The sequence below is a fragment of the Vibrio sp. ES.051 genome (genome assembly GCF_002563795.1).
GTDB lineage: Bacteria > Pseudomonadota > Gammaproteobacteria > Enterobacterales > Vibrionaceae > Vibrio.
This window is the reverse complement of record NZ_PDJL01000004.1, coordinates 1512125-1534297: the sequence shown is the minus strand read 5'-3', so window position 1 is coordinate 1534297 and position 22173 is coordinate 1512125. Positions and strand designations below refer to the sequence as shown.

General features: G+C 43.3%; 22 protein-coding genes. 15 read left to right on the top strand and 7 right to left on the bottom strand.

From position 1 onward, the window contains the following. Positions 1 to 24 precede the first annotated feature (24 nt). The 4 genes from ATG66_RS13735 to pabB form a co-directional block, all read right to left on the bottom strand. Positions 25 to 1278, bottom strand: coding sequence for an aromatic amino acid transport family protein (locus tag ATG66_RS13735; RefSeq protein WP_098415799.1), 1254 nt, complete (start codon positions 1276 to 1278; stop codon positions 25 to 27). 345 nt (positions 1279 to 1623) lie between these two features. Continuing rightward, a complete protein-coding gene (locus ATG66_RS13730; RefSeq protein WP_098415798.1) occupies positions 1624 to 2223 on the bottom strand; it encodes a CoA pyrophosphatase in 600 nt (199 codons plus the stop codon). A gap of 199 nt (positions 2224 to 2422) precedes the next feature. Further along, positions 2423 to 4036: an IS1634 family transposase gene (locus ATG66_RS13725; RefSeq protein WP_098414114.1), complete on the bottom strand. Its 1614-nt coding sequence runs from the start codon at positions 4034 to 4036 to the stop codon at positions 2423 to 2425. A gap of 188 nt (positions 4037 to 4224) precedes the next feature. Then, the gene (gene pabB / locus ATG66_RS13720; protein WP_179885689.1) at positions 4225 to 5595 is read right to left on the bottom strand and encodes an aminodeoxychorismate synthase component I; all 1371 of its coding nucleotides are present in this window, start codon (positions 5593 to 5595) and stop codon (positions 4225 to 4227) included. A 272-nt stretch (positions 5596 to 5867) separates the two neighbouring features. Between pabB and ATG66_RS13715 the strand changes: the two genes are divergently transcribed. The 8 genes from ATG66_RS13715 to ATG66_RS13685 all read left to right on the top strand — a co-directional run bounded on the left by ATG66_RS13715 (position 5868) and on the right by ATG66_RS13685 (position 13433). Beyond that, positions 5868 to 7385, top strand: a complete 1518-nt coding sequence (locus tag ATG66_RS13715; protein ID WP_098415797.1) for a fumarate hydratase — start codon at positions 5868 to 5870, stop codon at positions 7383 to 7385. Positions 7386 to 7542: 157 nt separating this feature from the next. After that, positions 7543 to 7728 carry a hypothetical protein gene (locus ATG66_RS13710; protein ID WP_098415796.1) on the top strand — a complete coding sequence of 62 codons (186 nt, stop codon included), beginning with the start codon at positions 7543 to 7545 and terminating at the stop codon, positions 7726 to 7728. Between the two features lie 225 nt (positions 7729 to 7953). Continuing rightward, positions 7954 to 9330 (top strand): YcjX family protein, encoded by a 1377-nt coding sequence (locus tag ATG66_RS13705; RefSeq protein ID WP_098415795.1) that lies wholly within the window; start codon positions 7954 to 7956, stop codon positions 9328 to 9330. Then, complete coding sequence (locus ATG66_RS13700; RefSeq protein ID WP_098415794.1) at positions 9327 to 10367, top strand: YcjF family protein; 1041 nt, start codon at positions 9327 to 9329, stop codon at positions 10365 to 10367. The genes ATG66_RS13705 and ATG66_RS13700 overlap by 4 nt, the downstream gene beginning before the upstream one ends. 100 nt (positions 10368 to 10467) lie before the next feature. Beyond that, positions 10468 to 12012 (top strand): transcriptional regulator TyrR, encoded by a 1545-nt coding sequence (tyrR, locus tag ATG66_RS13695; RefSeq protein WP_098415793.1) that lies wholly within the window; start codon positions 10468 to 10470, stop codon positions 12010 to 12012. 36 nt (positions 12013 to 12048) lie between these two features. Beyond that, positions 12049 to 12633: a ribosomal protein S5-alanine N-acetyltransferase gene (gene rimJ / locus ATG66_RS13690; protein ID WP_098415792.1), complete on the top strand. Its 585-nt coding sequence runs from the start codon at positions 12049 to 12051 to the stop codon at positions 12631 to 12633. Positions 12634 to 12770: 137 nt separating this feature from the next. Further along, complete coding sequence (locus ATG66_RS21205) at positions 12771 to 12863, top strand: hypothetical protein (protein WP_373560841.1); 93 nt, start codon at positions 12771 to 12773, stop codon at positions 12861 to 12863. Positions 12864 to 12959: 96 nt separating this feature from the next. Continuing rightward, on the top strand, positions 12960 to 13433 hold the full coding sequence (locus ATG66_RS13685) for a DUF2947 domain-containing protein (RefSeq protein ID WP_098415791.1): 474 nt from the start codon (positions 12960 to 12962) through the stop codon (positions 13431 to 13433). 44 nt (positions 13434 to 13477) lie between these two features. On the opposite strand, the gene ATG66_RS13680 is transcribed toward ATG66_RS13685, so the two are convergent. Beyond that, positions 13478 to 14440, bottom strand: coding sequence for an integron integrase (locus ATG66_RS13680; protein ID WP_098415790.1), 963 nt, complete (start codon positions 14438 to 14440; stop codon positions 13478 to 13480). 234 nt (positions 14441 to 14674) lie between these two features. On the opposite strand from ATG66_RS13680, the gene ATG66_RS13675 reads away from it, so the two are divergent. Together ATG66_RS13675 and ATG66_RS13670 are read left to right on the top strand one after the other, a co-directional pair. Then, entirely contained in the window at positions 14675 to 15109 is a 435-nt protein-coding gene (locus ATG66_RS13675) for a GNAT family N-acetyltransferase (RefSeq protein WP_098415789.1), read from the top strand. A gap of 96 nt (positions 15110 to 15205) precedes the next feature. Continuing rightward, complete coding sequence (locus ATG66_RS13670) at positions 15206 to 15826, top strand: hypothetical protein (RefSeq protein WP_098415788.1); 621 nt, start codon at positions 15206 to 15208, stop codon at positions 15824 to 15826. Between the two features lie 1273 nt (positions 15827 to 17099). Here ATG66_RS13670 and ATG66_RS13660 read toward each other — a convergent pair. Continuing rightward, positions 17100 to 17378, bottom strand: a complete 279-nt coding sequence (locus ATG66_RS13660; RefSeq protein ID WP_005398411.1) for a type II toxin-antitoxin system RelE/ParE family toxin — start codon at positions 17376 to 17378, stop codon at positions 17100 to 17102. Next, positions 17375 to 17659: a type II toxin-antitoxin system RelB/DinJ family antitoxin gene (locus ATG66_RS13655; protein ID WP_005398409.1), complete on the bottom strand. Its 285-nt coding sequence runs from the start codon at positions 17657 to 17659 to the stop codon at positions 17375 to 17377. The genes ATG66_RS13660 and ATG66_RS13655 overlap by 4 nt, the downstream gene beginning before the upstream one ends. A gap of 195 nt (positions 17660 to 17854) precedes the next feature. On the opposite strand from ATG66_RS13655, the gene ATG66_RS13645 reads away from it, so the two are divergent. From ATG66_RS13645 to ATG66_RS13615, 5 genes are all read left to right on the top strand, one after another. Next, the gene (locus ATG66_RS13645) at positions 17855 to 18445 is read left to right on the top strand and encodes an AbiU2 domain-containing protein (RefSeq protein ID WP_098415787.1); all 591 of its coding nucleotides are present in this window, start codon (positions 17855 to 17857) and stop codon (positions 18443 to 18445) included. Between the two features lie 164 nt (positions 18446 to 18609). Continuing rightward, positions 18610 to 19023: an NUDIX hydrolase gene (locus tag ATG66_RS13640; RefSeq protein WP_218925180.1), complete on the top strand. Its 414-nt coding sequence runs from the start codon at positions 18610 to 18612 to the stop codon at positions 19021 to 19023. 135 nt (positions 19024 to 19158) lie between these two features. Next, positions 19159 to 19551, top strand: a complete 393-nt coding sequence (locus tag ATG66_RS13635) for a nuclear transport factor 2 family protein (protein ID WP_098415785.1) — start codon at positions 19159 to 19161, stop codon at positions 19549 to 19551. A 701-nt stretch (positions 19552 to 20252) separates the two neighbouring features. Next, on the top strand, positions 20253 to 20645 hold the full coding sequence (locus ATG66_RS13625; RefSeq protein WP_031850676.1) for a hypothetical protein: 393 nt from the start codon (positions 20253 to 20255) through the stop codon (positions 20643 to 20645). Positions 20646 to 20801: 156 nt separating this feature from the next. Then, positions 20802 to 21314, top strand: a complete 513-nt coding sequence (locus tag ATG66_RS13615) for a hypothetical protein (RefSeq protein ID WP_098415782.1) — start codon at positions 20802 to 20804, stop codon at positions 21312 to 21314. The last annotated feature ends 859 nt before the right edge of the window (positions 21315 to 22173 follow it).

Here is a 22173-nt window from a genome sequence, read left to right as displayed (position 1 = left end):
ATCATGCCCAGTGGAGCGGAATGATTAAAGAGCGCCGTAGATTACAGAAGTAATCGCCGCAAGACCACAGATTGCTGTGAAAATTTGCACAGGTGCTGAAGTTTTGAACTTCGCCATCGCTGGCACTTTTTGCATCGCGAAAACAGGCATCAAGAATAGGATTGCCGCAATCATTGGCGCGCCCATTGTTTCAATCATACCTAGGATGCTTGGGTTAACGATAGCCACAACCCAAGTTGTGATTACGATGAAGATAAGCGACATTTTTTCAATTTTGCTTACCGATGAGTTTGAGCGAGATTTGACCAGACCGACTAGACCTTCATGAGCACCTAAGAAGTGGCCGAAGTAGCTAGAAGTAATTGCTGCGAAGGCAACCAGTGGACCCAAGTAAGAGATCAGTGGTGATTCGTGAACGTTCGCTAGGTAAGAAAGAACAGAGATATTTTGATCTTGTGCTGTCGCTAGTTGCTCTGGAGAAAGAGAAAGTACAACAGAGAATACGAAAAACATCACGAAGCCCATTAGCATCATCGCTGCGCCGCCAGTGATAGCGTCTGTTTTCTTAACTGCACCGTCACCGTATACACGACGTTGTTCTTTAGAGAACTGCGAGACAATAGGGCTGTGGTTGAAAGAGAACACGATAACAGGGATTGCTAACCAAATGATAGCAGGCATTGCACTCCAGTCTGGTGATACATCTACCATTGAAGTGTTCCAACCAGGGATAAGGTAAATAGACAGGGCCAGTAGGATGAATACGAGAGGGTAAACCATTGCTGATGTTGCTTTCAGCATCAGTTCTTTACCAAATACTACACCCGCTGTCATTGCCGTGATAAGTGCACCTGACAGTAGCCAGCGAGGAATGGACTCCATTCCAATTTGGTTAACTAGAAACGAGTCAACCGTGTTTGTAATACCAACACCGTAGATAAGTACGATTGGGTAGATAGCAAAGAAGTAAGCGAAAGTAATAAGGTTGGCGCCAGTCTTACCAAAGTGCTCTTCTACAGTGTCAGTGATGTCCGCGTCAGGCTTTTTTGCTGAAAGAACGAAGCGAGCGAGAGATTTGTGTGCGAACCAAGTCATTGGTGCAGCGATTAGGGCTAGGATTACTAATGGCCAAAAACCACCCGCACCCGCTTTAATAGGAAGGAACAGTACACCTGCACCTACTGCCGTGCCGAATAATGACAGACACCAGGTGAAGTCTTTGTAAGAAAACTTACTAGGTGATTGTGCGGTCGAAACCGCAGAAGTAGTTGTATTCATTTTTGAGTTACTCGTTTTGGGAACAGGAAATAATTCGGGAGCGATTTTGCAAGATTTTACACTATGAAAATTAGATCTGAATCATGTATTGCTCGCGCTTATTGAATGATTTATCAAAAATCTGGTTTTTATCACGAAAATGATGTGCTACTCGTGATTTCTGCTAATGAGTGAGATTAGAAAAACTTATCAATAGGTGAGGTTGTGTAAATTTATTTCACTGCAAACGATTGCGATTGAAGTTGAAAATTAAACTAATGTGAATGAATTTTTATGAAGTAACATTCTAATAATATTGATGCACATAATGTTCAACTCAATAAAAGCATCAATATGAAGGATTGTTCAGTGAGAAATGATGTGTTTTTGCATGGATTCGATGATTTGAGCCGTCATGCCCCAGATGAAATGCTGTCGATATGGGATGGCAAATATACGATGGTTGCTTCTTTTTAGTTCAAATTGGGTGCTATACAGCTTTTTCGGGTTTAAAATATGGTCTGCAGGCACCTCAAAAACAGACTCCACCTCGTTTGGGTCAATATGCGTTTTATAGTCGGGGAAAATAAAGGCTAAAAACGGCGTCACATTAAATTGGCTAATCGTTGGCAGTGTTGGAAGCTGACCAAATACGTGAATGTGTTCATCCTCGATACCAATCTCTTCTTTCGTTTCTCTTAGCGCAGTATTCATCAAGTGGATATCTTCGGCTTCAAACTTTCCACCGGGAAAGCTAATTTGTCCTGGATGATGGCGTAAGTGCGTCGCTCTTTTGGTCAAAATTACTTGTAAACCTTCAGGGCGCTCTACAAAACCAATGAGAACCGCCGCATTTCGTAGCGGTTTTTCTTTCATAAACTTCAAGCGGGCAAGGGATTCTTGGTGATAGCCCGTTGGAAGGCGCAATTGAAAATTCTGTAATAACCTTGTTTTATCAATAATCAAACTGTGAACCCTTACTTATCTCATCCATCCCATATTATATACCTCACACGATGAAACATGTGTGAACACCAAGAGAGTTAGTGGGCTCGGTAGTGATGGTCATAAAGGTTTGAGTAAACGGGCCGTGAATGTCAGTCAGGTTTCCCATACCTTTGGCCCAGAGCATATACAACAATAAACCCGAGATTCCGCAGCCAATTTAGGAATAAACCGCTTCATACAGTACGCCAAGAAGCTTAAGCAGCCGAGTCTGATGCTCCTGAACACCCGTGATGAAGCTTTGACCGCCAAATTCGAGTGTGTCGATACCTTCGAATTTTAAGAATACCCAACGTGCCGTCGGTTTGGTTGTCGTCTTGTTCTTTACCATGCTAGGAAAGAATTCCTCGGTCTTAGTGAGACTCTCTCGGATTTTGTGCTCTAAGCTTGCGTAAACGAGTAGGCTAAGCGTCATGATCATCAGCAATGCCTCGATTCGCTGAGGTTTCTTCAGGAAAATTGATGATGTTAGGAACTCAGGGCTCTTCAAGAAGCGAAATCCGCGCTCTACCTTTTGCTGAGACTTGTAATGCTCAAGTAACGCAGCCATTGTTAGATCGGCGTAGTCAGTATCGTTGGTGGCGAGAATAAACATACCTACTTTAAGCTTGGCCATCTTCACTTTTTCTAGATCGGTATAAGGCGTAGCATCTATCAAATAGTGGTATCCCGTTGGCTCTGCGTCTTTCTTCGGCCGACCGCGACCTGAATAGATTGGCTCTTTAACAATGGTTGGTTGTGCAAAGCCAAGCAAATAACACTGGCTAGCGAAGTCGCTCATTGCTTGCTCGGCATCCACTGCGCAAGCAAACTTCTTTTTCATTAGTTGTCCCAGTGCTTTCAGCTCTTTGGTGATATTTTTGTCTAAGTTCTTATAGAACGTTGCTTCTTCTCGCTTGGTTGCTTGTTCACTATGAACCAATAGCCACTTCTGAGATACCGAGCCATAGTCAGCATCAACCCAGCAACCCGAGTAACCATTGCCGATACGGCTCAACTGCTCTGGCTCAAGGTTCATTAAGGCTTCTTTGGCTGACTTAATGGTCATTGGAACACGCGTAATAAACTTCTGTTGTTGCTCATCCAGTGAACGAATGCTTTCCTCGGTGTATAGAGCGGCATCGGCGATGAAGTAGCGACTGTTTTGAGCTGCCTTTAGGCAATGAATATGCCGTTTAGTGACCTCTGAAAATGCCTTAGCATCATTGGTGTTGCCACTGAGCGCTTGCATGTAAACAGGTAGGCCGGCTTGGTTTTCACAAATCAACTCAAGGACCACTTGATTTAGCTCTGGACGGTGGTCTCGGCTGTAGCCTTTTACCAGTTTGATGGCATTAAGATCTTCGTCTTGGATGTATTCACCGTCGACATGAAAACTCGTGATATCAAGGTGGACAGAGTCTGCTTTAAGCCCAAGCTTATCAACGACATGCTCTGCAATCGCTTGATAAAGTGCGGACACATCTGCTTCATATAAAGCATCTAACGTACGTCCGAGTACATCGTCAGTTAAATGGTGCGCTTCAATGTCTTTAGCGAGCAACTTGGCAACAGGCTTCGTCTCGAAGAAGTCAGAGAACATATGCAGCGTTCTACTGTGAAAGCCAAGACCATTAAGAATCATTGCTAAGACTGCATCGCCGTGTGAGACGTTGTGATCCGAGTATTTGGGAATGATGCGATCAATAATGCCTGGTAAACCGACTTCATGACAGAAAGCAGCGATTAACCCTAAGTGGTCTAGGCGTTTAATGACAGGTTGAGCAGCAGACATAATAAGTGACCGTTAAATAACAGTAATAGATCAAAACTGGGGATCGCGGTCAAGATGTCTGTCGCACTAACAGTTGTAAACGATCACTGGATCACATTATTTTAATTCTGAAATTGGCTGCGGAATGACGGATAAACCTGTCCAAGCGGAGACGTTTATTGTGGCACACTCTAATCGGCTAAGTTGTGCTATAGCAATGCAGGAAGAATTTTGGACAACTTATCCAATGTCTCTTGGTATTCCGCGGCGCAATCACTATCTGCGACCACACCGCCGCCCGCCCACGCATACAAGGTGTTATTTTCAGCCACGAGTGTGCGAATTGTGATACTGGTATCCATACGGCCATGTCGAGAAATATAACCGATACTGCCACAGTAAGCACTGCGGCGATGCGGCTCTAGTTCTTCGATGATCTGCATGGCGCGAACTTTTGGCGCTCCCGTGATCGAGCCGCCAGGGAAGCAGGCTCGCAACAAGTCCGCAGGGGCGTATTGCTTATCTAAATCCGCGCGAATAGTACTCACTAAATGATGAACGGCAGGAAAGCTTTCAATATCAAACAGCTTTGGAACATGCACACTCCCCGGTGATGCAACACGGCCAATGTCGTTACGCAATAGGTCTACAATCATCAGGTTTTCTGCTTGATCTTTCTCTGCGGTTTGCAAATCTAACGCATTGACTTTGTCTTGTTCTGGATCGGCGTTGCGCGGGCGAGTGCCTTTAATTGGTTTGGTTTCTATCACGCGATCTTTTAGTTCCAAAAAGCGCTCTGGTGAAATGCTTAAAATTGACGATTCTGGCATGCGAATAAACGCAGAAAAAGGCGCTTGGTTGGCAGATTCGAGCTTCAAATAGGCTTGCCATTCACTGCCTGTATAAGGGGCATTAAAGCGTTGTGCTAAGTTGATTTGGTAGCAATCGCCACTGAGCAAATACTCTTGAACCTTATCGAAGCGAGACGAGTAAGCTTCTTGCGTCATATTGGAGTGCCACTCTCCCGCTAAGGTGAAGTCATTGGTTTGCTCAGCTTCTTGCTCGTTTAACCACTGCCAAGCTTGTTCGATATTCTGACCGACTAGGCAGGCTTTTCTGAGATGGTGGTCAATAACGACGGCCCATTCATACAGACCTACTGCCATATCTGGCGTGTTGAGATCTTTTTCGGCCAGTTCTAGCATCGTTTCTACGCGCCGACCTAAATCGTAACTAAAGTAACCGAGCGCGCCGCCAACAAAAGGTAAGTCCCATTCATGGCTGATTTCAACATGGGGTAACCACTGTTGTTGTAACTGCTGCAGAAGAGCAAAAGGGTCATCATAAGACACCACCTCATCGAATGGCGTTATGATTTGCGTGCTTTTCGAAGTGGTTTCTAACGTGACGATTGGGTTAGCAACGAGCACATCAAAACGGCTATCAATATGGTTTTTTGACGCAGAGCGCAGCAACATTGCCCAAGGCTTATGTTGAATGCATGAAAAAAGGTCAAGAGCAAGATCGGGTGCGTAATCTAACGCTTTAAAATCAATGAATTGGTTGTCTATGTTGTTCATTTGTGTAATTTGTGACAAAGAGATCGTTCACTGAATGGCATGTCATGGTCGGCAAGAGTATCATATTCCCCTGTATAGCCAAACTCCCTCTATACAAAGGGGTCAGAGAGGGTTTTAACTATACGAGTAGGCGACTTCAATGTTTCGTGTGTCGATATCAGCCGTTCGACAATTGTTTATAAAAAACGAAGCTCACTCAAAAGAGCAATAAGCTCAACAAACACGATTGAAGCCAAGCCAATAATGGAAGCATAACGATAACGAGGCATGTAATGACGGTAATACGCAAGCAGGATGTGATCAGCAGTGTCGCTGATGCGCTACAGTATATTTCTTACTACCACCCGCTAGACTTTGTTCAAGCCCTTGAAAAAGCCTACCACCGCGAAGAGAGCCAAGCCGCGAAAGATGCGATTGCACAAATCTTAATTAATTCGCGTATGTCGGCCGAAGGCCATCGACCAATTTGCCAAGATACCGGTATCGTGACTTGTTTTGTCAATATCGGTATGGGCGTGCAGTGGGACTCAACGGACATGACGGTTCAGCAAATGGTAGATGAAGGGGTTCGACAAGCTTATACGAATCCAGATAATCCATTGCGTGCGTCAGTACTTATGGATCCGGCTGGTAAACGTATTAATACCAAAGACAACACGCCAGCTGTCGTACACATCAATATGGTTCCTGGCGATAAAGTTGAAATTCAGATCGCGGCCAAAGGTGGCGGCTCTGAAAACAAAACCAAGATGGTAATGCTAAATCCATCTGACGACATTGCTGAATGGGTAGAAAAAACGCTACCAGCCATGGGCGCGGGTTGGTGTCCACCAGGCATGCTTGGCATTGGTATCGGCGGTACGGCTGAAAAAGCAGCAGTACTGGCAAAAGAATCGCTAATGGAACACATCGATATTCAAGAGCTTATCGATCGTGGCCCACAAAACGCAGAGGAAGAACTTCGTCTGGATATCTTCAACCGCGTGAACAAGCTTGGGATCGGCGCGCAAGGCCTTGGCGGTTTGACGACCGTTGTTGATGTGAAGATCAAAACCGCGCCAACGCATGCGGCTTCTAAGCCTGTTTGTTTGATCCCGAACTGTGCGGCGACTCGTCACGTACACTTCACGCTTGACGGCAGCGGCCCAGCAGAGCTAACGCCACCTAAACTAGACGATTGGCCAGACATCACTTGGGAAGCGGGCGAAAATACGCGTCGCGTTAACCTTGATACGGTAACGAAAGAAGAGGTACAAGAGTGGAAGACAGGCGAAACCGTTCTTCTATCTGGTAAAATCCTGACTGGCCGTGATGCTGCGCATAAACGGATTCAAGGTATGTTAGAAAGTGGCGAAGGCCTACCAGAAGGGGTCGACCTCAACGGTAAATTTATTTATTACGTAGGCCCAGTTGATGCCGTAGGTGACGAAGTTGTCGGTCCGGCAGGTCCAACAACCTCAACACGTATGGATAAGTTCACTGATATGATGTTAGAACAAACCGGCATTATGGGGATGATTGGTAAAGCAGAGCGTGGTCCTGCGACCGTAGAGTCGATTAAAAACCACAAAGCGGTTTACTTAATGGCCGTAGGCGGTGCGGCGTACCTTGTGTCAAAAGCAATTAAGAAATCTCGTGTTGTTGCGTTTGAAGATTTAGGCATGGAAGCGATCTACGAATTTGAAGTCGAAGATATGCCAGTCACGGTTGCGGTAGACTCGAACGGTGTGAATGCCCACCAAGTCGGTCCAGATACTTGGAAAGTGAAAATTCAGGAAATGGAAGCGTAAAGGAAACAGTAATCTTGCAGTGCTCAATAGAGAGAGTGTGACAAAGTGCTGATTTAAATCGCAAACAATTGGGAAAAGTGCAGCGAAAACTGCACTTTTTGTCTATATAATTAGGTATAGCAATTCAATGTTATGCAAACAATAATTAGGAGACCGCATGCCTCGTTTTATTCAGATTCTACAAATTATTCTTGCTGTAGTGGTAGGCGGCTTTGTTGGCTACGACTTAATTCTTCACGGTATCAGTATCTTTAATGGTAAATATGTCACCATCACCTGTGCATTATGGCTGATGCTGGAAATTGCCCTATTTGTTATCTATAAACTGATCGAGAATGATTAAACCATATTGGGCCTATAACTTGCTTTGCCGTATGTGTCGTGACGGTATGGGAAGTAAAGCGATAAAAGATCAAAAGTTTAAGCCTCTGAAGTTCTCAGGGGCTTTTTCTATTTTTGGCCATTTGAGCGTGAATACTTTGTTCATCTTTAATTAAGGTATATAAAGTTAAACTCATACAGGTTGAATGTTTATAGCTACACAAAGTGGATGAGATAAAGAACAGCAATGAAAAGAATTAAGAAAGAAGTGAATGACTTTATCAACAGAGGTATGGACTCTAACGTCCGAGTCGCAGTGACAGGGCTTTCTCGCGCGGGTAAAACGGCGTTTATTACTTCACTTGTTAATCAGCTGCTCCACACGGCCACCCACGATAATTTGCCTTTGTTGACCGCGGCAAGAGACAAGCGTCTTATTGGGGCGAAACGAGAGCCACAAGCCAATATGATGGTCCCCCGTTTTGCCTATGATGAAGCCATGAGCCAGATACATGCTACCCCTCCTCAATGGCCAGTGCCAACGCGCGATGTAAGCGAGATTCGCTTAGCGCTGAAATATAAACCAAACAAAGCCACCAAAAAGCTATTGAGTAAAACGGCAGTTTTGAACGTCGATATCATCGATTATCCTGGAGAGTGGCTGCTTGATTTACCGTTACTGGATATGGATTTCGCGACATGGTCGCAAACTCAATTTGACGCACTTAAAGGGCAGCGTGGCGAGTTAGCGCAAGCGTGGCTCGCCGAATTGGACCATGTCGATCTCTCTGCCGACGTGAACGAAAAGCAGTTAGAGAAGGTGGCACATTGCTACACAGAATATCTTCATGCATGTAAAGACGCTGGGCTACACTGGGTGCAACCAGGGCGATTTGTCCTGCCGGGCGAACTTGCAGGTGCGCCCGTGCTGCAATTCTTTCCGTGTCGATATGACTCAGAAACCAAGCCAGTGAAAGGCAGCAACTTGGCGATGCTAGAAGCGCGCTTTCATGAATATCAGCAGAAAGTCGTGAAGGCGTTCTACAAGCATCACTTTGCGACATTCGATCGCCAGATTGTACTGGTAGATTGTTTGCAGCCGCTCAATGCCGGTGATGAAGCGTTTTACGATATGCGCCAAGCACTCGAACAAATCATGCGTAGTTTCCGTTATGGTCGCAGCAGCTTTTTGCGTCGTTTGTTCTCACCCAAGATAGACAAAATACTTTTCGCGGCAACAAAAGCCGATCACATTACGCCTGACCAGCATCCCAACTTGGTGTCTTTACTGCAACAAATGGTGCATCCGGCGTGGCAAACAGCGGCTTACGAGAATATTGAGATGAGCTGCATGAGCATCGCTTCTATTCAGGCAACCACAACAGGCTTTATTGCGTCTGGAGATCACACCATTCCAGCGTTACAAGGGGTCACATTAGATGGTGAACCAATGACGATGTTCCCAGGAGATGTGCCTAAAAAGCTTCCTAATGCAGCTTACTGGCAAAACAGTGGTTTTGATTTTACGTCGTTCCGCCCGATGCCTTCGACAAATGATGAGCCAGTGAAACACATTCGCTTGGATAAAGCGCTGGATTACCTGATTGGAGACAAGTTGACATGAGTGAATTGAAGAAAAAACAAGTTTTCTCTGAAAAGGCATTAGAAAAAGAGGTGCAATCAGACGATCTAGAGTTAACCGCACAGAAGACCTTTGGTCGAAATGAAGCCTTTGTGCCAGTTGAAATGAAAGAAGAGCAAGCAGAAACCGGAGCAGAACGCCAACTTGAGCATGTGATCCGTCCAAAATCAGGACGAAAATGGTTCACAACAGGAATATTTAGCGCTTTTGCAGGTTTGCTAGGGTGGCAGGCGGTGGACTCCGTTGTTACAGCGATACAAAACTCTGATTGGTTAGCGTTAGGCTGGGCTGGGTTTATCACAGGGATCGCTTCTTTGGGCTTAGCCGCAATAGGTAAAGAATTGTGGAAACTGAGAAAACTAAGAAATCATTTTAGTATCCAAGAAGAAGGTGAACTTCTCGTGCAGAGCGAGAGTGTCGGCAAAGGTAAAGCGTTTTGCGAGAAAGTGGCCGAACAAAGTGGCGTACTGGCAGAAAATCCAGGTTTTGATCGATGGAAGAACAGCATCAATCCGGCGCACAGTGACGCAGAAATTCTCGACATGTATGACGCAATGGTCGTCAGCCAACAAGACAAGCTGGCGACGCAGATCGTGTCTCAGCACGCCACTGAGTCAGCGGCTTTAGTGGCAGTCAGCCCACTGGCGGCCGCCGATATGCTGTTGGTGGCGTGGCGCAACTTTAAAATGATCGATAATCTTTCCAAAGTATATGGCGTTGAGTTGGGCTATGCCTCGCGGATTAAGTTATTGCGAGCGGTATTCGTTAACATGGCCGCCGCGGGGGCCAGTGAATTAGCCATAGATGCAGGCATGGACTTAATGTCGATGGATTTGGCGGGGAAAGTATCAGCAAGAGCAGGGCAGGGACTTGGTGTCGGGATTCTTACTGCTCGATTAGGTCTAAAAGCCATGACATTACTTCGTCCTTTACCTTGGTACCCGCAGCGCCAAGTAAAACTCGGGATGATTCGCAAAGCCGTAGCGGCGAAAGTTGCATCAATTACGATGAAACCGTAACGAATATCACCTTTGATAGGTAGGATTGCTTGACGCCATACCAAGCATGGTAGAAACTACTGTCAACTTTTCCTGACAGTTGCGAATTGGGATATTTTCAGTGCGTCTTGAAGTCTTATGTGAAGATCGACTCGGCTTAACCCGAGAATTACTCGATATTTTAGCGTCAAAAAGTATCGATTTACGTGGTATCGAAATCGACATCAGCGGCATTATCTATCTAAATTGCCCAGATATTGACTTTGATACGTTCAGTGAATTGATGGCTGAAATCCGCCGTATACCGGGGGTGAAAGACGTACGTAAAATCCAGTTTATGCCGATGGAGCGCCACAACACTGAGCTGCTCTCATTGGTAGACAATTTGCCTGATCCGGTTTTTGCCATTGATCTTAGAGGCGCCGTTGATATGGCAAACATGTCTGCCTTGTCACTACTTGGGCTTCACAAGCAAGAAGTGATTGGCACTCCAATTGGTACATTATTACCAAGCGTACGTTTTTCTCGTTGGACGGAAGGCGTTAATGGTCGCACACGAGAAAATCTCGTTATTGATGGCTTAGATTATATTCTTGAGCTTATGCCTGTTTATATCCGAGATGAGGCACAAAACTCGACCTTAGCCAGCACTCTTATGACGATTCGTTCTAATCAACAAGTCGCCAAAATTGAAGAAGCGCTACCATTGCACAACCCACTTGGTTTTGAACATTTTGTTGGGTTGTCCAATCGCCATAAAGCATTAATGAACCAAGCCAAAAAGTTGTCCGTACTTGATCAACCGCTATTGATTGAGGGGGAGACTGGCACTGGTAAAGAAATGCTAGCTAAAGCGTGCCATAGCCGCTCAAGTCGTGCGAGCAAACCGTTCTTAGTATTAAGCTGCGCTTCAATGCCGGACGATGTCGCGGAAACAGAACTATTCGGCCATGCTCCGGGGTCATTCAATCATGAGCAAGGGCACAAAGGGATTTTCGAACAAGCGAACGGTGGCACGGTATTTCTTGATGAAATTGGTGAGATGAGTTCACACCTGCAAATTAAGCTTCTTCGTTTTCTCCAAGATGGTAACTTCCGCCGTGTGGGCGCAGAAGACGAGATGCACGCAGATGTCCGCATTATCGCTTCAACCAAACATAACTTGGCTGAACTATCTGAAGCAGGCTTGTTTCGAGAAGATTTATACTACCGTTTAAATGTGTTGACGTTAAGTATCCCAGCTTTACGCAAGCGCTCAAACGACGTCGTGCCATTACTGGATTTATTTGTGGCTAAGCATGCTCAGCAACTTGGTATCGATAAACCTGAATTTGATGAAGGGTTAGTGGATGCGTTAGCTAATTATCAATGGCCTGGAAATATGCGCCAGCTCGACAATATGGTACTGCGCGCGTTGACTGAAATGGATGGCGATTTGTTAAAAGCTGAACACTTTAATTTACCACAGCCGCAGACAGTAGGTGGCGGCAACATCACTCTCAACATCGACGGCTCTCTGGATGAGATAATGAGTGACTACGAATCCCAGATATTGGAACGTTTATATCAGTCATTCCCCTCAAGCCGAAAGTTGGCCAAACGTTTGAATGTCTCGCACACTTCTATCGCCAATAAACTGCGTGATTATGGGATTCGCAAGAATTAAATCGAGTCAGATGGTAAACGGGGATTGTCATTTGTAATGGAAGATAAAAGCTCATCCATCGCCGTTCATAAGCAGGACGGCGACTTACTTCTGCGTACTGCTGAGATTGGCGACGCCGACATGATTGCCGAGTATTTCCAAATTAACCGAGAGCACTTAAAACCATTTGAACCAGCTCGTGATGACGTGTTTTACTCTGTCAACGGTTGGTTAAAAAGGCTTATTAAACTTAACGAGTTGCACCGTATGGGGCTTGGTTATTATTGTTTGTTGATCAATGCAAACTCAGGTGAGATGTTAGGTACGATCTCGTTTAGCAGTCTGAGCCGATTCCCATTTTATTCGTGTAACGTTGGCTACTCCTTGGCAGAAAAAGCACAAGGCCATGGTTATATGCGCCGCGGTTTAAAAATGGCTTGCGAATATATGTTTGATGTTCAAAAGCTACATCGCATCCAAGCGGGCTATATGCCGCATAACAAACGAAGTGAAGCGGTGTTAGAGCACGTTGGTTTTAGTAAAGAAGGTTACGCAAAAGACTACCTTTTGATTAATGGTAAATGGCAAGACCACGTGTTAGCGTCATTAACTAATCCAAGTTGGCAACAAGAGAAACATTAGTATGGGATGGTTAGAAAAGCCGCAGAAGCTTTGTTTGGCAAGCCTGCAGAGAACAAGACCAACAACTATTCGCGCTATAACATCAATTTGAAGCAGCAGAGTGTGATGACGCAGAAGATGCTCAAACACTCGAACGGTTGATTCCAGTGCTCTTGAGCGATCATAATGATGGTCAACGTTGGCAAGCGCATGGTGTCACGCGTGAACAAGTGCTTACTATTAATAAATGAATTGAAGTTGGCGTTGTTCCCTTATGGAACAAAGCCAAAAGTTGATTGAAAATGCCACTATAAAAGGTTGGCTGAAGTCGTAATAAAGGAGACTGAATGTCTTATTTGCCTTTGGACGAATACCAAAGAAAATGGATTTTTACTCACCAGTCAATGCCGGTGCCAGAAGAAGACTTAGCGTTAATAAAACCAATGAGCCAAGCGCGATCAGCTCAGTTTTGGAAAGAGAATATTAGTGCCCAAAGTCCAGATATGGATCACTTAAGCTCCCAAGATTGGCCTATGAATGAGCCTAATTGGTCAAAAACGGTCGATTGGATGGCGGCATGGGAATCGGATGAGCCAGAAATGCCACAAGAAGTAGAAGTTCATATTGATTGGCAAGATGATGTGACCGTGTACTTTTGCTATGAGAAGTACAATGTAATCGAAACAAAATGGTCGATTTTTAAAAAGCATTGGAAAAACTTTCTCTTCTATGACGATGGTCCGATATTAATTGGACGCCGTCGCTCACAAGCGCTTTGGTTTGATTCAAAAGGCAATGTGAAACTCGGTGTCCGTCAATAAGTTATTTTTTACCAAAGCCACCCTCTGAGGTGGCTTTGTTTTGCCTAAAGACTCGATAGTGGGCTTAACACACCGCCTGCACCTCGTTCGATGACGTGCGTGTAGATCTGTGTTGTCTTAACATCGGTATGTCCTAACTGTTCCTGAACGGTCCTAATGTCAGCTCCAGATTCTAATAAGTGGGTTGCAAAGCTATGCCGTAGTGTATGGCAAGTCACAACTTTCTCAATTCCAGCATCTTTTGCAGAACGCTTTACCGCTCTTTGTATCGCACTTTCATTAATATGGTGTCGTCTTAGTTCTCCAGTTTCTCGATCAATACTTAGCTTGGCTGACGGGAACAAAAAATGCCAGTTAAAATCCAATTCTGCTTTTGGGTATTTGCGTCTTAACCCTTCAGAAATATAGACCCCAGCGTATCCTGGCATGTGCCGATCTTTAAAATAATAATTTCTCGCGAGACTTACTTGCGCTTTAAGCTGCTCGTGCAGTTCTTTTGCTAACGTGACCGTTCGGTTTTTTCCTCCTTTTCCTTGCCAGACACGAATGGCGCCATAGTCATAATCAATGTCTTGAACTCTTAACCTCAAACATTCCATCACTCGAAGGCCTGAACCATAAAGTAATTGAGTGTGTAGCTTATATTTCGGATCCATATGTTGAACGAACCTTCTGACTTCTTCGCGTGTTAGTACAACAGGTAGTTTCTTCTCAGTTAGTGACTTTTGAAACCTCATATCAAGGGATAAAGGGGTTTGAAAGTAGTCTCTGTATAAGAAAGAGATTGAATTAAGTGCCAAAGCTTGCGTTTTTACTGCTACTTTTTCTTTAACAGCTAGATGGCTAAGAAATTGAACAACATCGTCTTCAGCTAATGTGGAAGGATGTGCAAGCTGGTGGAAAGCTATGAAGCGCTTTATCCAAAATAAGTAGCTATCAATTGTTTTGTTGGCATAGTGACGGGTAATCATATGTTCTTTAACACTCAATAAAAACTGACTTTTCATTGTTATCTTTACCTGTTTATTTATACAGTTTTGATAATTTATCACTCTTCTCAAAATTAACGTTCTTTTAGCCGTCTAATTGCGCGCTCGAACACACATATCCATACTATTTTTCTATTTGTTTCATGTAGGTAAGTGCTAACATTCATATTTCTTTTGTCGAGAAAGAGGGCGGTAGCTTGCTTGAAAGGCGGCAAATAGCCGTATAGAAAGCGTTATGCATATGGAGTCTATATGGACATAGATATCGAAGTGATTGAATTACCAGACCTTGATGGATTTCGCATAGAAGCCTTACTTCCAAATGGTCATTCAGTCGGCTATATCAATATCATTGTAAAAGGAACAGTTGCTGACCTTTGTGATCTATGCGTTAAAGATTCCTATCTATATTTCTGGCCTAGTTTTATGCCTGTATTTCTAAGTATTCAGCGAAAGCGTAATTTCCAAAATAAAGGAATCGGAAGTCGGTTGCTTACTACTGCTATTGAACACTCAAAATTTAAAGGCTGTAGCCAAATGAAAGGTTGGATGCATGGTGACAAGCCTAGGTTAGAAAAGTTTTATAGATCATTTGGCTTTCAAATCAGTGGAATTAACATCGAGCTAGACCTTGAAAATATGCATAACAAAGCGTTTAAGAGTGATTCTCAACGCTTGGCATTCTGAGTTCTAGGTTGAGTTTTGTGATTATGGCACGATGGTTTAGGTCTGGTGGTCGCGTTGTTCACACCTTAACGCGGCGTTAGCAGTTACGGAGGTTCAGTGGTATCAAATAAAGCAATATGGGTTTGTTGCATCAGCTTAGCTGCGAGTGGCTTTATTGTCGGAGCTAATTGGTTAATTGACCCCGATATATTGAAAATTTTCAATTTGAGCTTTACAGCTATCGGAGCTTTAGCAACAGCAGGGCTACTGTATTTTGGTTCTAAAGCCTTTTCAGTGTGGAAGTTGCAGTTTGTTTATGCTGAGAAATTTAAAGCATTCGTAGATCTAGAAAAATCATTTTCAAATGCAATTAGCTGTTACAGACGCTTGGTAGCTAGTATGATCAATAAACATGATATACAACGAGGTATTCCAGCGGACAAGCTCATATATATCGAAATTGATCATGAGAGAGCATATTCAGATTTTAAGGCCGCAAAGCGTGATTATTTAACCAAAGTTGACTGGGCGATCTCTTTCTTACCTGATGGACAAAAATTTGAATTAGACTATATAAAGTTTGAAAGTGAACTTCATAAAGGACTTCGTTATTGGCACCAATCGCATAATGCGGACGATAGCGACTATGAACATGAAATGATGTGCAAAGCCGAGCAATTTATCGTTGATTTTAATGTAAAAGGTAAAAAACTAATTCGAGAGCAGCGAAATAAGTAACTGCTAACAAGCAATTTAAGAGGGATTCCCAACGCTTGGCATTTTTGCTTCTACTTCAATTTTAGTGATTACGGTACAATGCTTTAGGTTGGGTGGTAGCGTTGCTCACCCCTTAATTGGGCGTTATGTTTCACTTTGATTTAGAAGAAATAAAAGGTTTCTTGGCGTTTTTTTCTTTGGTCTCTTTGGCAATTCGTTCGAGTTGTTTCAGCAATTAAATATTGTCCGTCCAAGTTCATGAATCCATCAAACATAATCACGCTTCAAAGTTCGTGGGTTGCTTCAATTTGAAATTGCATTTGCGCGTTGATAATCGGTTTGGCTTAAAGTCGCTTGGGTTATATTTCCCAATTAGCAAATCGGCAGCGGGGTTTTCTGCAATTCGGGTTTTGTCTTTCGCTTTTTTGACAGTGATGCCATCACTTGCTGAAAATCATCAAAGTTGCCTCAATCCAATTTCTGGGAATTACGTGCTTTGTGTTTATCGCTTTTGTCGGTTAATTCCACAACGTCGTGTGACGTGAGTTAAACAATTTCTTATGCAATTCAGTTCTTTGCCATGTGAGCGAGTCAGTTGTGGTAAAACATAACAAAGTGTTTAAGAGGGATTCGTCAACGCGTGGCACTTTCACTTCAAATCGGTTTAAGTGATTAAGGTGGTCATATCCGCTTTGGCGGTAGCGTTGTCTCACCCCTTAACACGGCGTTAGTACTGGGTTGGTATCAATAGTCAAAAATTCGGTGTTTATCGGTTTTTCTTTCTAGCTTTACACCTGAATAAATGTGCCTTTCACGTTCTTTCCGGTGGCACTATATGTGGAGTGCTTGCGTTTATTTCACCGTTTACGGTGTCTCACTCACAGTCTATTTCTTTGGCGCGGCTTCTTTTTTGTGGTTGGTTTTTCATCGTAAATTCGGCTCGTTGGCGTGGTTGTCCAAGTCCGATGATCGAATTCTTTGCTAATTTTGACGCGGTGAAAGTTGGGCGGTTTTGTGTGTTTTTCTTCTCGCCAACTTGCGTTTTGGGAGTGAGTTCTAGTTCGGTAATTATCCGTTTAGCTTCAGCGTTTTAAGCCAGCCGTTTCGTGCTATATTTCAACACTTTGGTGTGTGCCAAAGGCTTTGGAGTAGCGTACTAACAAACAATTCAAGCGTGATTCGGCACGCGTGGCATTTTTGTTATGCGTTAGTTTTAGTGATTAAGGTGGTTACGTTAGCATCGGTATTGCGTGCCTCACACCTTAATTGGGCGTTAGTTCCCCAGAGCGAGTAATCAATCCGTAGGGAATTTTTGTTTCTGGTGGAGTACACGCATAACTCGGATGATATCGCCCTCGACCCAGTAAGAGACAATCATCGAAATCTCAGGAATAATGAGCAATCGTCCGCGGATGCCATCTCGTTGTACACCCATTAAAGGTTGTTCAAGCAAGTTTTCTACTTTTGCTTCAATGAGGTTGTCAGTTTTTTCTGCCGCATCAGGGTTGAAGTCATAGAGAAACTCGAAGATCTTTTCACGATCATTAAGTGACTCTTCTTCCCATAAAATCATTGCTTACCTCGATTACGGATTCTGGCTTTGCGTTCTTCCATTCGAGACTTAGCCGTTTGGTGTTCAACGAAAACGGATTTTCCTGAGTCAAACTTCTCAAATGCTAGGTTTACTTGTTCAGTTAGCCATGCATCGTGAGATAATGTTTTTCTTTGTTGTTCAGCGAGTTGCTCAGTAAGTTCACGGCAAGCATCACTTAGAGTTCGACCTTGGCTCTCAGCCATTTGTTGAGCTAGGCGTTTTGTTTCTTCATCAACACGAAACTGAATTCTAGTGTCCATGATGTATTCCTTTGTTGGTGTGTGTACAAATGTTAGCACTAGGCTTTGAGATGGGCAACTAACAAACAATTTAAGAGTGATTCGGCACGCGTGGCATTTTTACTATGCGTTGGTTTTAGTGATTAAGGTGGTATGCGGGAGCATCGTATTGCGTGCCTCACACCTTAATTGGGCGTTATGGTACATAGGGAAATTATGAGTCAATTTGATATTCTTGAAGCGTTTAAAAAAGAATTATGGGATCTGGAAAATCATTGGTATTTGTTTTTAGATCTATATGGACATGAGCATAAAAAGCGTAGGCGTGAAGTTCTTTTTCCGTCACATCCGTTGTTATTTGATACCATTAAGTTGAGGCTGCATGATCACGTACTACTGATCATTTCTCGATTACTAGACCCCGAAAAAACATGTGGTAAACACAATCTAAGCTTGAAAACGCTCATCTCAACCTACAAGCCGTTTTCTTCGGAGGCATTAGAAGTCATTGAAAATGCCCAATCTGATATATTGGCTAATTTTACGAAAATCAAAACTCATCGCAATAAACGTATTTCGCACAACGATCTAACCAATAAGTTAAACTTCGATTTGCCGACCATACCAATAAAAGAAATTGAGTCCGTCATTGATAGTTTGGAATTGGTGTTTAATACGATCTCAATCGACAAGAGAAACCGTAGCCATGAATTTTTTCCTAGAAATCTAGATGATAATTATAAGGCTGGACACCTGTTGGACATTTTGGAAGCCGGACGAAAGGCTCTTGGTCTAGATGTGCGTTGAAATGTACCATAACAAACGCTTCAAGACGGATTCGCAACGCGTGGCATTTTTATCATGCGTTGATTTTAGTGATTAAGGTGGTATACGGAAGCATCGTATTGCGTTGCTCACCACTTAAGCGGGCGTTAGGCAATCCGGTAATATTTAAATTTTTGAGTAGGATAATGAATAAAGTAATTGATAAGCTCGCTTGGGTTCTGATTCAAGACGGTAAGTTTTTGGCTGTAAGATCTAAAGGTAAAGACCTATTTTATCTTCCCGGTGGTAAGCGTGAAATCGGTGAAAGTGACGCTGAAGCTCTAATTCGAGAAATTAAAGAAGAACTGTCTGTTGACCTTGTTCCAAGCAGTATTAAGTACATGGAAACTTTCACAGCTCAAGCTGATGGTAAAGCTGAAGGTGTCTCTGTAAAACTAACTTGTTATTTTGCTGATTACTCAGGTGAACTTCTTCCTGCTGCTGAAATAGAAGAACAAAAGTTCATTGACGGTCATGACGAAGAAATTTGCTCTGTTGCAGCATTGGTAGCGTTGAAATGGCTAGAAGAAAAGTCACTGGTAGTTGGAAAAATTGCCTAACAAAGCGTTTAAGACAGATTCGCAACGCGTGGCATTTTCAGTTCAAGTTGATTTTTGTGTTTACGGTGCAATGGTTTAGTTCAGTGCTGGCGTTACTCACTACTTAACGCGGCGTTATGTGCTTGGAGGGAAATAATGAATTCAAAGGAAGTCGTCTTAGCTTTTTGGGACGCAATGAAAACTAATGATTTCGCGAAAGCAAGTGAGTGGCTTAGCCCAGATTTTGAAGGGTTTTGGCCTCAATCTGGTGAGCTTACTGTTGGACGAGACAACTTCACAGCAATCAACTCTTACTATCCAGCAAATGGTACTTGGGAGTTCGTCGTTCATTCAATCGTCTGCGATGGCGAAACAGTAGTCACTGATGTTTCTATAACTGATAGCGTTCAAAAGGCGCGTGCTATTACTTTCCATACGGTAGAAAATGGGCTTATCCGTAAACAGAAAGAGTTCTGGCCAGACCCAATGGAAGCGCAGGAGTGGCGTTCCAAGTGGGTGAGGGTCGTGCAAGAGCAGGCGCGCACATAACAAAGCGTTCAAGAGGGATTCTCAACGCTTGGCAGTTTTGGTTCAAAGTTTAGCTTTTGTGATTATGGCACAATGGTTTAGGTCAGGTGGTGGCGTTGTTCACCCCTTAACGCGGCGTTAGGCGCAGTAAAGAAATTCTTGGATCCAATCTCTTTTTACCTCTCTGGCAATTTGCCCCAGTTTCTCGGCAATCTGGCTTTGTCCCCCCAAATTCTTGAATCACTCAACCCGTAAAACATGCCAATGTTCGCGAGTTGCCTCATTGGATTTTTGGGTCGGTTAGTTGTGATTTTCTTTGGCTCAAATCGCTTTGATTTTCTCTGTCTTTGGAGCCAGTTCATTGGCTGAAATTCAGCTTTGAAAGTTAACCTTTCCAAATTCCATGTTTACGTGCTGAGAAGCCAATTTCTTTGGTGGTTTGGTTGCAGTGGGTTTCAGAGGCTTAGCCGCTTTAGCATTTGGGTTTCAATCAAATTCAGTGGGTTACGTGTGTTTATTTTTCCAAAAGGTGGTTTTCTAAATCCAATTTTAACTATTTGCGTGAAGCGCCTAACAAAGCATTTAAGAGTGACTCTCAACGCTTGGCGATTTCAGTTTAAACTTGGCTTAAGTGTTTAAGGTGCAGTGGTTTGGGTTCGGTGTTTAGCGTTGTTCGCACCTTAATGCGGCGTTAGGCAAATATTGGTGAGGTGATAATTGAAATGAGTTTAGAAAAAGCACTTATTAAAAATTTATTTACAGATGTTCTTATGGCGCCAGAGTTAGATGTTGCATTAATTGAGCAGTACGTCGACCCATCTTATATACAAAAAGTGGATGGAGTGGAGTTGGATTATGATAGCTTTGTAAATCATATAGAGGCACAGAAGAAAGTTATTAGTACATTAGATGTTAACTTTCTTACTTTGGTTCAAGAGGGCAATGTTCTTTTCAGTAACCATGTAGTAACAGCCCACAAAAAAGATGGCTCGATTATAAAAGTCAAAGTTATAGCCCAGTTCACGATACATAATAATCGTTTAGTCTTGTGTGATGAATTAACAAGGTTAATTGAGGGCGGTGATGAAGATCATGATATTGGGTCAAGGCATTAAATCACTTTGACTATTTGCCTAACAAGCTGTTCAAGAGTGATTCGCAACGCGTGGCATTTTTACTATGCGTTGGTTTTAGTGATTAAGGTGGTATGCGGCGGCTTAGGTATTGCGTTGCTCACACCTTAACAGGGCGTTAGAGTGCAGGAGAAATTGATGTCCCCAGAAGAAATTGAGTTATACAAAGATGCATTAAAGATTGGGATACCAGCACTAGTTGGCTTATCAGCTGGTTTAGTTCCATATTTTATCGAAAAGCGCAAAGTGGCTATCCAGAAAACAATAGAAGACGACAAAGCTAAAAGAGCTCTCGTGATCAGTTTTGCTGAGGCTTTATCTGAGTATCAAGGTAGTTCACGGGCCTACATATCATATTTAGTTAGTTCTCGATATAACGCTGGAGAAGGATGGGGGAAAGTCATAGATTCAGCATCTCAAAAAATGACGGATAATGAAGTCAATCGAGTTAAAGCAAAGTCTCTTGCTGGCATTGTTGGTAATACTGAGGTAGTTGATGCTTTGTTGGAATATGACAGATGTATCACAGAGGTAATGAGCCTATTAGTTAAGTCTCAACTCCTCATTGATGATAAAACCGAGAAAGAACAAGTTTTGAAACTTGAGGTTGCTGAAAGAAAACTTCTGCATTCATTAAATCGGTTGTTGTGAGCACTCTAACAAACAATTTAAGAGTGATTCAGCACGCGTGGCATTTTTATTATGCGTTGATTTTAGTGATTAAAGTGGTATTCGGTAGCATCGGTATTGCGTGCTTCACACCTTAATTGGGCGTTAGTTGCCAGCGGTAAAACGCAGCTAAAGCAGAAAACTTAAGGTTAATGAATGGTGCAATTGTGCTCGGTTTTGTCTCCATATCTAGTTTGCTGAAGTTGCGTTCGATTTTTAATATTGTGGTTTTGTTTTGCCGTTTCAGACGCGAATGTACTCGTGGAAAGTCAGCTTTGTGGCATTGTCTTTCCAAAAGGTTTATTGGGTAGTTTTTGCCTGTTTTCTGCGGCGTTGTAAGTTCCAAGTGGTTTCAGTGACAGGCGCTTTGAAACTGCGCCTGAATTGGGTTTTTCAACACACTGAAAAACGGCGTTGGCAAAGTAAAAATAATTTGGAAGTCAGAGGGTTAGAATGGCAACTAACAAAGCGTTTAAGGCAGATTCGCAACGCTGGGCATTTTCGGTTTGCTTTGAATTTAGTGTTTACGGCACAATGGTTTAGGTTAGGCGGTAGCGTTGCTCACTACTTAACGCGGCGTTAGTTGCCAGTGGGGAAAACGTAGCTAAGGCAGAAAGTTTAGGGCTAATGAATTGTGCTCGATGTTTGTCTGGGTGTGGTTTGCTGAAGTTTCGTTCGACTTTTAATGTTGTGGTTTTATTTTGCCGTTTCAGGCGCTAACTCACTCGTTGAAAATCAGCCTTGTGACATAACCTTTCCAAAAGGTTTTTTGGGTGCTTTTTAGCCAGCTTTCTACGGCGCCGCTAATTCCAAGTGGTTTCAGTGGCAGGCGCTTTGAAAC